We start from the raw sequence: 9455 nt of genomic DNA, 5'->3' as shown, positions 1-9455 counted from the left end.
GCCAAGCCGTCCGACCTGCTGCCCGAACTGCAGGGCCGCCTGCCGATCCGCGTGGAGCTGAAGGCCCTGACCCGCGAGGACATGCGCCGCATCCTGGTCGAGCCCGAGGCCAACCTCGTCCGCCAGCACCAGGCCCTGCTCGCCACCGAGGGCGTGACGCTGACCTTCACCGAGGACGCCTACGACGCCCTGGCCGACGCCGCCGTGGCGGTGAACGGCGCGGTCGAGAACATCGGCGCCCGCCGGCTCCAGACGATCCTGGAGAAGGTGATGGAGGAGATCAGCTTCACCGCCGCCGACCGCACCGGCGAGGCCATCGTCATCGACGCCGCCTACGTCCAGAGCCGCATCGGCGAACTGGCCGGCAACGCGGATCTCAGCAAGTACATCCTGTGAGCCTTCTCCCCTTGCGGGAGAAGGCCCGGGCGTCCCCTACTCCCGGTGCCGCTTCGCCTTCGAGATCGCCTCCTCCAGCGCGCGGGCGAACTCGCGCCGCTCGCCGGGGCTCAGGGCGGCCGCTACCGACGTCTCGCGCCCCGAGAGCGCCAGGCGCAGCGACATCACCCGGTCCTCCTCGTCGCGCTCGGTGGTGATGCGGGTGAAGGCCGTGGGGCTCTCCCAGACCACGCGGTGCGCCTTGGCGGTCTCGTAGGTGATCCGCACCTGCGCCGGGCTCACCTGCACCCGCTCGATGACCCGCCCGGACCGGTAGCTGGCCAGGAACGCCACCACGACGGCCAGGAGGTCCAGGCCCAGGAACGGCGTCACATAGTGCGCGCCCATCCGCACGAAGACCGCCGCCGACGCGACGTTGGCGATGGTGATCGCGCTGATCAGGATCACGAACCCGCGCTCGGACAGCGACCGGTTCGGCCGGATCTCGGCGTCCATGTAGAGCGGCCGGCTCATGGCGACGACGATAGCCCCAAGTCCAGGCTCGCGGAACTGGCTCTAACCCGACCCTCGCATCGGGCGCACCTCCCAGGCCTCGCCGAAGGAGGCCTGCCCATGAAGATTGCGATGATCGCCTTCGAAGGGTTCACCGACGTGGACCTGTTCATGCCCTGGGACCTGTTCTACCGGGTCAAGGACCCGACCTACGCCGCCTACGACGGCGAATGGGATGTGCGCATCTGCGCCGCCGAGCCACGGTTCGCCTCCTATTCCGGCCTCGTGATCGACCGCCACGAGCCGCTGGCCTGGGCCGCCGAGGCGGACGCCGTGTTCGTCGTCAGCGGCGGGGGCAGCCGGGCCAAGATTCGCGACCCGGGCTGGTTGGCCCAACTCTCCCTCGATCCGGCGCGCCAGCTCATCGCCGCCATCGATTCCGGCGCCCTGATCCTCGCCGCGCTCGGCCTGCTTGAAGGGCTCAGCGCAACGACCTATCCCAGTATCTTCGCCGAGCTCGAGGCGATGGGCGTGCGCACCGAGCGCCGGCCTCTGGTGATCCACGGCAACCTCGCCACCGGCGGCGGCTGCCTGGCCACCCAGGATCTGGCCGCCTGGATCGTGGAACGCCTCATCGGCCCGGACGCGGCGCGGCAGATCCTGGATTCCATAGCGAAGGTGGCGTGATGAGCGAGATGTGGGCGCAGGGGCGGATCGCCTTGGTGACCGGGGCCACCTCGGGTTTCGGCGAGGCCATGGCCCGCCGGCTGGTCGCCGCCGGCGCCCGGGTCATCGCCACCGGCCGCAGGGCCGAGCGGCTCGCCGACCTCGCCAAGGATCTCGCCACCGACCGCCTGCTCACCCGCGAGCTCGACGTCACCGACCCCGCCTCCATCGCCGCCCTGCTCCCCGGCCTGCCGGGCGAGTTCGAGGCCATCGACATCCTCTACAACAACGCGGGGCTCGCCCTCGGCCTCAGCAAGGCGCACGAGGCCGACCTCGCCGACTGGGAGACGATGATCGCCACCAACGTCACGGGCCTCGTCCGCATGACCCGCGCCGTCCTGCCCGGGATGGTGGCGCGCAACCGCGGTGACGTGATCAACCTGTCGTCCGTGGCGGCCAGCTACCCCTATCCGGGCGGCAATGTGTACGGCGCCACCAAGAGTTTCGTGCGCCAGTTCTCCCTGAACCTGCGCTCGGACCTGCTGGGCACGAAGGTGCGCGTCACCTCCATCGAGCCCGGCATGGCCGACACCGAGTTCTCGGTCGTCCGCTTCAAGGGCGACCAGGCCGCCGCCGACAACGTCTACAAGGGCGTGCACGCCATGAGCGCCGACGACGTGGCCCTGGTCTGCGAGAGCGTCCTGAAGCTGCCGGCCCACATCAACGTCAACACCTTGGAACTCATGCCGGTCCAGCAGGCCTGGGGCCCGTTCGCGGTGGATCGGGGCTGAGACCTCCTCCCCCGACACGAAGTGCGGGGAGAGAGGAGGGGATGACATCCGACGCCGCGTCAGGACATCTTCCGCCCCATGGCCAAGCCTCCTGCCCGCAAGAAGACGCTGAAGCCCGCGGAGCAGGCGCGGATCGCCGAGCTGTTCGCGCGGTTCGAGGCTGAAGAGACCGACCCGCGCACCGAGCTCGACTACGACAGCCCCTACACCCTTGTGGTCGCCGTCGCGCTTTCGGCCCAGGCCACCGACGTCTCGGTCAACAAGGCCACTGCGAAACTCTTCCAGGTCGCCGACACGCCGCAGAAGATGCTGGCCCTCGGGGAAGAGGGGCTGAAGGGCTACATCTCGTCCATCGGCCTCTACAACACCAAGGCCCGGAACGTGATCCGGATGGCCGAGATCCTGATCGACCAGTACGGCGGCGAGGTCCCCCTGGTCCGCGAGCAGCTCCAAGCCCTGCCCGGCGTCGGCCGCAAGACCGCCTCGGTGGTGCTGAACGAGCTGCGCATCGAGCCCGCCATCGCCGTCGACACCCACGTCTTCCGGGTGTCGCACCGCCTGGGCCTGTCCACCGGCAAGACGCCCGACAAGGTCGAGGCCGAGCTGATGTCGGTCATACCCGAGCCCTACCTGACCCGCGCGCACCACTGGCTGATCCTGCACGGGCGCTACGTCTGCGTGGCCCGCCGGCCCAAGTGCGCCGAGTGCCACGTAGCCGACCTCTGCCCCTCGAAGCACCTCTTCCTGGCGTCATGAGCGGGGGCCGCCTCCCCCTCACCGCCCTCCGGGTCTTCGAGGCGGCGGCCCGGCGCGAGAGCTTCCTGCAGGCCGCCGAGGAGCTGGGGATCACGCCCGGCGCCGTCAGCCGCCAGATCAAGGCGCTGGAGACCGACCTCGCCGTCCGGCTCTTTGAGCGGTTCAATCGGGCCGTCCGGTTGACGGAGACTGGCAAGCGGCTGGCCACCGGCGTGCGCCAGGGGCTCAGCCTCATGGAGGAAGCCGTCGCCGAGGTGCGCGCCGAGCGCCCCGGCGTGCTGGCCGTCACCGCCATGCACTCGTTCGCCGCCCGCTGGCTGGTGCCGCGCCTGCACCTGTTCAACGAGCGGCACCCCGACATCCAGGTGCTGGTCGCCGCCTCGGACGCGGCCGTCGACCTCGTGCGCGAGCGCTACGACGTGGCTATCCGCTTCGGGAAAGGCCCCTACCCCGGCTTCCACGCCCGCAAGCTGGTCTCGCTGTTCATGTTCCCGGTGTGCAGCCCCCGCCTGCTGGAGCAGGCGAAGCTGGAGACGCCGCACGACCTCGCCCACGCCCACCTGCTGGCCGACGTCTACCTGGCGCAGGGCGAGCCGCACTGGGGCGACTGGCTGGCCCTGGCCGGCGCGCCCGAGGTGGACTGGCGGCGCGGCCAGCAGTTCTCCAACGTCTACCTCGCCATCGAGGCCGCCATCGCCGGCCGGGGCGTCGCGCTCGGGGAACGCGCCCTGGTGCTGGACGAACTGGCCACCGGCCGGCTGGTGAAGCCCTTCGACATCGAGCTGAAGAGCCCGTTCAGCCAGTGGATTCTGACCCTGCCGGAAAAGGCCGACCGGCCCGACATCCGTAAGTTCCGCAACTGGCTCATCGCCCAGGCCGACGCGGACGGCCTGCAGCGCTTCGAGTGACTTCAGATCACCTGAACAGCCCACTTCTCCTTTGTCGGCCACGCTTGTTCGGCGTTTAAGACGGTCATCCGAAACCTCCTCTCCCCAAGGAGTTCCCCATGACCACCGACTGCCTCGACACCGCCCAGCTCGACGCCACCGCCCGCCGCCTGCACGACGCCGTCGTCGGCTTCGCCATCGCCGTGATCTTCGTGGTCCCGGTCGTCCTGGGCGCGTTCGCGTTCCTCTAGGCCGCGCGCCCTCCCCACTCGCTCACCAGGCCCGCGCTCCGCAACGCGCGGAACCCTGGAACTTCAGAAGGCGCGGGACGCCCGCGCGCCCGCGCCTTCTGACTTTTCAGCGTCAAAGGATCACATGCGGTACGAAACGGCTCAGGTTCCGGGTCACCCGGCTACGGTCCTCGCGGATGCCGACGCCTGCGGGCTCCTCGCCCACGATCCAGGCCCCGATCACCGGGTAATTCCCGTCGAACGCCGTCAGGGTGTGAAGCGCCTGGCGGATGTGGCCCTCCTCGCCATAGCCCTGGTCCAGCACCTTCGCGCGCCGGCCGTCGTCGACCAGCTCGATGTTGGCGCCCTCCCGGCTGAACAGCGGTTTCCGTACATACGACTTGGCCAGCTCCGCTGAGGCCGGGTCGTCCTCGAAGAAGGCTGGCAGCAGGTTCGGGTGGCCCGCATGCCGCTGCCACAGCAGGGGCAGCATCCCTTTGTTGGACAGCACCGCCTTCCACGGCGGCTCCAGGAACCGGGTCTTCGAGGCCGCGATCTTCGGACCATAGTCCTCGCGGAACATCTCCTCCCACGGGTACAGCTTGAAGATCGCCTGCAGGATATAGCCGTCCTGGTCGACGAAGCGGCCGTCGGCGTCCAGGCCGATCTCGCCGATCGGCGTGAACTTGGGCTCGATCCCGGCCTGGGCCGCGATGTCCTCCAGGTACTTCACCGTCTGGCGGTCCTCGACGGCGTCGGGATCGCTGGCGAAGTGGACGAAGCCGCGGTTCGGGAAGATCGCCCGGAACCGCTGCTCCAGCTTCTCGTGCAGGCTGTTGAACTGGTCGGTGTTCGCCGGCAGCCGGCCGGCGGCGATCATGTCCTCCAGCCAGATCCACTGGAACGCGCCCGACTCGTAGATGCTGGTCGGGGTGTCGGCGTTGTATTCGTAGAGCTTGGCCGGCCCCGTCCCGTCGTAGGCGAAGTCGAACCGGCCGTAGAGGGTGGGATCCTTGCGCGCCCAGCTCTCGGCCACGTCGTCGCGCGAGCCCTCGGGGATGGCGAGCCTCGCCATCAGCTCCTCGGACTTCACCACGTCGGCCACGAGGTCCAGGCACATGGCGTGCAGCTCGCGCGCCGGCGCCTCGATCCCCTCCTCGATCTCGGGCAGGGTGAACTCGTAGTAGGCGCGCTCGTCCCAGTAGCGCTCGCCATCGAGATGGCGCCACGTGAACCCCAGCGCCTCGGCCTTTTCATCCCAGCCGGGGCGCTCGGCCGTCCTGATGCGTTTCATCGCGCCGTCAGGACTTCTCGTCCCGCGCCACCGGCTGCGCCTCGATCTGCAGGCGCGGCGCTTCGAGCTGCGGCATCGGCTCTTCCTTCGGCGCCTTCAGGCGGGCCAGGACATCCTTGGCCGAGGAATGTCCCGGCAGGATGCCCGCGGCCTTCAGCTTGGCGTCGAGGTCGGCGCCGGTGCGGCGGTCCTCCAGCTCGCCGGCGGCCTTGAACTTCTCGTCGGCGATCGCCTGGCGCTCCTTGATGCGCTTCAGGCTGTCGGCGGCCGAGCCCAGCGCGGCGGTGGCGCTGCCGCCACGGCTGGCGACGGCGGCCTGGGCGCGCTGGACGCTGTCGTTGACCTTCACCACGTCGATCTCGCGGCGCAGGTTCTCCACCCGCTGCTGGGTCTGGGCGATGGTCTGGTGCATGCGCTCCTCGGCGGCGCGCATGTCGGCGAGCTGCGGCGTCTTCACGCCGATATCGGTCTCCAGCTCCGAGATCCGCTGCGCCACTTCCAGCGCCAGCGCCTCGTCGCCCTTCTCCAGGGCGGCCCGCGCCGAGCCTTCGTAGCGCCCGACCTGGTCGGCCAGGCCCTGCAGGTCCTTCTCCAGCATCCGCCGCTTGGCGACCAGCGTCGCGAGGTCGTCGCGGGCGCGGCCCAGGGCGTTGTCGGCGTCGCGGATCTCCTGGTCCAGGATGCGCAGCGCGTTGGCGTCCACCACCGCCGCGCCGGCCTCGTGCGCCGTGCCGCGGAACAGGGTGATCAGCTTCGAAAAGATCGACATTCGGTTCAGTCCCTCAGGCGGCGGCCGCGAAGTTTTCGCGCAGTTCGTCCGCCGCGCGGATGGCGTTCTCGGCCAGCATGCGCAGCTCGATGATGACGGTCTGCAGCGTGGTCTTGCAGGTCAGCTCGCCGAAAATCTCGTAATAGTCGCGGCCGGCCACGGTGGTGATGCCGAAGTTCGACAGCGGCACCAGCTTCTGGGCCTTCAGGAGGAAGACGTTGAACGCCGCCTGGTCCTTCTGCTCGTCCACCGGCCACATCAGGGCCGAGACGACGATCTGCTCGGCGCCCACCGACAGGAAGATCGGCAGGTCGCCGAACTCGTGCATGGTGATCTGCAGGACGGGCTCGCTGCCCTCCAGCACGCGCGCGGTCAGCTCGCCGTCGCGCAGCAGGCGGGTCTCGCTCAGCGCCTGGGCAAGGCTCTTCACCGACCAATCGGTGTCGATGACATGGTCCATCTGGAAAGATCCCTGCGGAGGGTCGGGGTTGTTCGACAGCGCCGGTCCGCGGCTCGACGCTGTGATAATGGAACGTGCGGCAGCCTGGATGTCGGCCTTGGCGCCGGGCGGCACCCAGAGCTCCAGCTTCACGAGCCCGAGCCGCTGGCGCTCCTCGCGCCACAGCCGGGTGCGTTCCGCGGGGCTCAGGCCCACCACCTTATCCTTAGGCTTACGCATACCAGGTATGTATACGCGTATGTTTGACAAGCCGCAACATGGGTTTATGATCGGGCCTCGACAAGGGTTGGTGACGTGATCTTTCGCGGACTGTTCGGCGGACGCAAGGACGAGGCGAGGGCCCCGGCCGTCCCTGTCATACGCAACGTCACCATCGGGCGCTCCGTCCGTCTCGATCCCCTGGCCTGGCGCCGCTATGGCGCCGACACCCGGGTGCAGTTGCGCGGCGACGCGCTCAATATCGTCGCCCAGGGCCTGATAGACCTCGGCGCCGACGGGTTCGTCCACCGCTTCTATACCGAAGACGACCTGATGCTGCAGATGGTGAGCCCGGATCCGCAGGGCGAGCAGGCCGACGACTTCACTGTCTTCGTGCCCTGGTCGTCCGCCTACCCGCCCGACGCCCGCGCGAAGCGGATTTGGGCCGACCGCCTGCGCGCGCGCAGCTTCGTCGAGGACGGCCTGCCCGAGTACCGCCGCTTCTGGTTCGGCGACGCCGACGAGCGGCAGGAGCCGGTGGCCTTCTGGGAAGAGGTGTTCGACGACCGCGAAGGTCGAAGCGTGCGCCGCATCTTCCAGACGTGCATGCTGTTTTCCCGCGACCTTCCCGGCGATGGGCGCGAACTGCTCCTCGCGATCGAGATGGAGCCCGAGGGCGGGGACCTGACCCACGAGATCATGGTCGGCATCCCGCTGAACGTTGGAGAATTCGAGGCCTAGATGCGATCGACACGACCGGCCACGCTGGGACGCATGACGCACGGCGGCAAGAGAGGAACACCATGACCGTCTTCGATCCCTACGCCTTCGCGGCGGGCGCGCTCAGCTTCGGCCTGGCCTTCCTCGCCGCTGGCGGCTTCACCCTGATCTTCAAGGCGATCTACCGCTGGATCACGCCGCACGACGAGGGCGCCCTGATCCGCGGGGGCAACATGGCCGCCGCCGTCGCCCTGGGTGGCGCGCTGCTGGGCTATGTGATCCCGCTGGCCTCGGCCCTGGCCCACACGGCCACCCTGCCCGAGTTCGTCGCCTGGGCGATCCTGGCCGGCGTGATCCAGATCGTCACCTTCTGGGTCGTGCGCCGCGTCGCCCTGCCAGACGTCTCGGCCCGCATCGAGCGCGGCGAGATGTCGACGGCGCTGTACCTGCTCTCCATTTCCCTGGCGGTGGGCATCCTGAACGCCGCCTGCATGACGGCCTGAGGCCATGAAGCGCACACGCAAACTCGTCCTCACCACCCTGATGGCGGCGGGCGGCGTCTCGCTCACCGCCTGCGGCGACAACGGCGCCGACAACGTCCGCATCGAGCACCCCGGCCCCACCACCGACGCCTACGCCTATCAGTCCCTGCAGGAGTGCAAGGACAAGAACGAGGTGCCGGACGACGCCTGCGAAAAGGCCGAGAAGAACGCCCAGGACGACGACAAGAAGACGGCCCAGTGGAACGACCAGGCCAGTTGCGAGGACGTCTACGGCCAGGGCCAGTGCGTCCCGCGCTCGGCGGCGAACGGAAACGGCTCGTTCTGGGGCCCGCTCGTCACCGGCTTCATCGTTGGGCGGATGCTCGACGGAAGCTGGGGTGGTCGCGGCCTCTACCGCGACTGGCGAGACGGCGGCTACTACACCGCGGGCGGCGGGCGGGTCTGGACCGACTACTCCACCGGCCGCACCCGGATCGGCCAGAGGAGCTTCGACGCCCCCGACGTGATCCGGCCGCCGGAAAAGGTCATGACCCGCTCCTCCGTCATCAGCCGCGGCGGCTTCGGCGGCCGCATGGCCAGCCGCAGCTACAGCGGCCGAAGCTGGGGCGGCTAAAAACCTCCAGTTCCTCCCCTCTCGGGGGAGGTGGCGCGCAGCGCCGGAGGGGGTCAGCTCAGACCTCGGACGACCCCCTCAGTCAGCTTCGCTGACAGCTCCCCCGACGGGGGAGCAATGACGCCCAGTTCCTCCCCCCTCGGGGGAGGTGGCGCGCAGCGCCGGAGGGGGTCCGCTCAAACCTCGGACGACCCCCTCAGTCGCCTCCGGCGACAGCTCCCCCGACGGGGGAGCAATAAGGCTCTGCTGCGGACGGGGTCCACCCGTCGCCTCGGGCGGCGCTGATGATCGTCCGCACCGCGTCGTCGACTTCTTCGAGCACGAGGCTGGCGGAAATCCGCAGCGTCCGGATGCCCTTCGCCGCCAGCCAGGCATCGCGCTGCGCGTCCGCTTCCGGCCGCCGCCCCATGCCGTGCGACCCTCCGTCCACCTCGACGCACAGCGCAACGCTGGCGCAGTAGAAGTCGAGAACGTACGGCCCGATGGGATGCTGCTTGCGAAACTTCAGCCCGTCAGCCTTGCCGCCCTTGATCGCGCGCCAAAGCAGCCCCTCCGGCAAGGTGAGCCGACGACGAAGGAACTTCGCGAAGTCCCGCGTTTCCTCGGGCGCGTCCATGCTCGAACACAACAAGAACATCCAAGCACGTCCAGTTCCTCCCCCCTCGGGGGAGGTGGCGCGC

General features: G+C 69.2%; 13 protein-coding genes and 1 pseudogene. 9 read left to right on the top strand and 5 right to left on the bottom strand.

Annotation, left to right across the window (positions count from 1 at the left end):
• Positions 1 to 396, top strand: a pseudogene (locus Q0L11_RS06480) (HslU--HslV peptidase ATPase subunit); the annotation flags it as partial.
• Between the two features lie 36 nt (positions 397 to 432).
• Here Q0L11_RS06480 and Q0L11_RS06475 read toward each other — a convergent pair.
• On the bottom strand, positions 433 to 909 hold the full coding sequence (locus Q0L11_RS06475) for a DUF2244 domain-containing protein (RefSeq protein WP_296596161.1): 477 nt from the start codon (positions 907 to 909) through the stop codon (positions 433 to 435).
• 99 nt (positions 910 to 1008) lie between these two features.
• On the opposite strand from Q0L11_RS06475, the gene Q0L11_RS06470 reads away from it, so the two are divergent.
• From Q0L11_RS06470 to Q0L11_RS06450, 5 genes are all read left to right on the top strand, one after another.
• Positions 1009 to 1575: a DJ-1/PfpI family protein gene (locus Q0L11_RS06470; protein WP_296596160.1), complete on the top strand. Its 567-nt coding sequence runs from the start codon at positions 1009 to 1011 to the stop codon at positions 1573 to 1575.
• Positions 1575 to 2345, top strand: coding sequence for an SDR family NAD(P)-dependent oxidoreductase (locus tag Q0L11_RS06465; protein WP_296596159.1), 771 nt, complete (start codon positions 1575 to 1577; stop codon positions 2343 to 2345). The genes Q0L11_RS06470 and Q0L11_RS06465 overlap by 1 nt, the downstream gene beginning before the upstream one ends.
• A gap of 78 nt (positions 2346 to 2423) precedes the next feature.
• Positions 2424 to 3101 carry an endonuclease III gene (nth, locus tag Q0L11_RS06460; protein ID WP_296596158.1) on the top strand — a complete coding sequence of 226 codons (678 nt, stop codon included), beginning with the start codon at positions 2424 to 2426 and terminating at the stop codon, positions 3099 to 3101.
• A complete protein-coding gene (gene gcvA, locus Q0L11_RS06455; RefSeq protein WP_296596157.1) occupies positions 3098 to 4009 on the top strand; it encodes a transcriptional regulator GcvA in 912 nt (303 codons plus the stop codon). Before nth ends, gcvA begins: the two co-directional genes overlap by 4 nt.
• A gap of 98 nt (positions 4010 to 4107) precedes the next feature.
• Positions 4108 to 4239 carry a hypothetical protein gene (locus Q0L11_RS06450; protein ID WP_296596156.1) on the top strand — a complete coding sequence of 44 codons (132 nt, stop codon included), beginning with the start codon at positions 4108 to 4110 and terminating at the stop codon, positions 4237 to 4239.
• 112 nt (positions 4240 to 4351) lie between these two features.
• On the opposite strand, the gene Q0L11_RS06445 is transcribed toward Q0L11_RS06450, so the two are convergent.
• The 3 genes from Q0L11_RS06445 to Q0L11_RS06435 are packed head-to-tail and all read right to left on the bottom strand — an operon-like array spanning position 4352 to position 6936.
• Positions 4352 to 5512 carry a glutathionylspermidine synthase family protein gene (locus Q0L11_RS06445; RefSeq protein WP_296596155.1) on the bottom strand — a complete coding sequence of 387 codons (1161 nt, stop codon included), beginning with the start codon at positions 5510 to 5512 and terminating at the stop codon, positions 4352 to 4354.
• Between the two features lie 7 nt (positions 5513 to 5519).
• The gene (locus Q0L11_RS06440; RefSeq protein WP_296596154.1) at positions 5520 to 6281 is read right to left on the bottom strand and encodes a PspA/IM30 family protein; all 762 of its coding nucleotides are present in this window, start codon (positions 6279 to 6281) and stop codon (positions 5520 to 5522) included.
• Between the two features lie 13 nt (positions 6282 to 6294).
• Positions 6295 to 6936: a DUF2170 family protein gene (locus tag Q0L11_RS06435; protein WP_296596153.1), complete on the bottom strand. Its 642-nt coding sequence runs from the start codon at positions 6934 to 6936 to the stop codon at positions 6295 to 6297.
• Between the two features lie 99 nt (positions 6937 to 7035).
• On the opposite strand from Q0L11_RS06435, the gene Q0L11_RS06430 reads away from it, so the two are divergent.
• The 3 genes from Q0L11_RS06430 to Q0L11_RS06420 all read left to right on the top strand — a co-directional run bounded on the left by Q0L11_RS06430 (position 7036) and on the right by Q0L11_RS06420 (position 8775).
• A complete protein-coding gene (locus tag Q0L11_RS06430) occupies positions 7036 to 7680 on the top strand; it encodes a DUF2491 family protein (RefSeq protein WP_367183359.1) in 645 nt (214 codons plus the stop codon).
• Between the two features lie 62 nt (positions 7681 to 7742).
• The gene (locus Q0L11_RS06425) at positions 7743 to 8162 is read left to right on the top strand and encodes a DUF350 domain-containing protein (protein ID WP_296596152.1); all 420 of its coding nucleotides are present in this window, start codon (positions 7743 to 7745) and stop codon (positions 8160 to 8162) included.
• A 4-nt stretch (positions 8163 to 8166) separates the two neighbouring features.
• Positions 8167 to 8775 carry a DUF1190 domain-containing protein gene (locus Q0L11_RS06420; RefSeq protein WP_296596151.1) on the top strand — a complete coding sequence of 203 codons (609 nt, stop codon included), beginning with the start codon at positions 8167 to 8169 and terminating at the stop codon, positions 8773 to 8775.
• A gap of 196 nt (positions 8776 to 8971) precedes the next feature.
• Here Q0L11_RS06420 and Q0L11_RS06415 read toward each other — a convergent pair.
• On the bottom strand, positions 8972 to 9455 hold a 484-nt coding region (locus Q0L11_RS06415), incomplete at its 5' end, for an endonuclease domain-containing protein (RefSeq protein ID WP_296596149.1).

This window comes from Phenylobacterium sp. (assembly GCF_024508875.1).
GTDB lineage: Bacteria > Pseudomonadota > Alphaproteobacteria > Caulobacterales > Caulobacteraceae > Phenylobacterium.
This window is presented reverse-complemented; position numbering and strand designations above follow the sequence as displayed.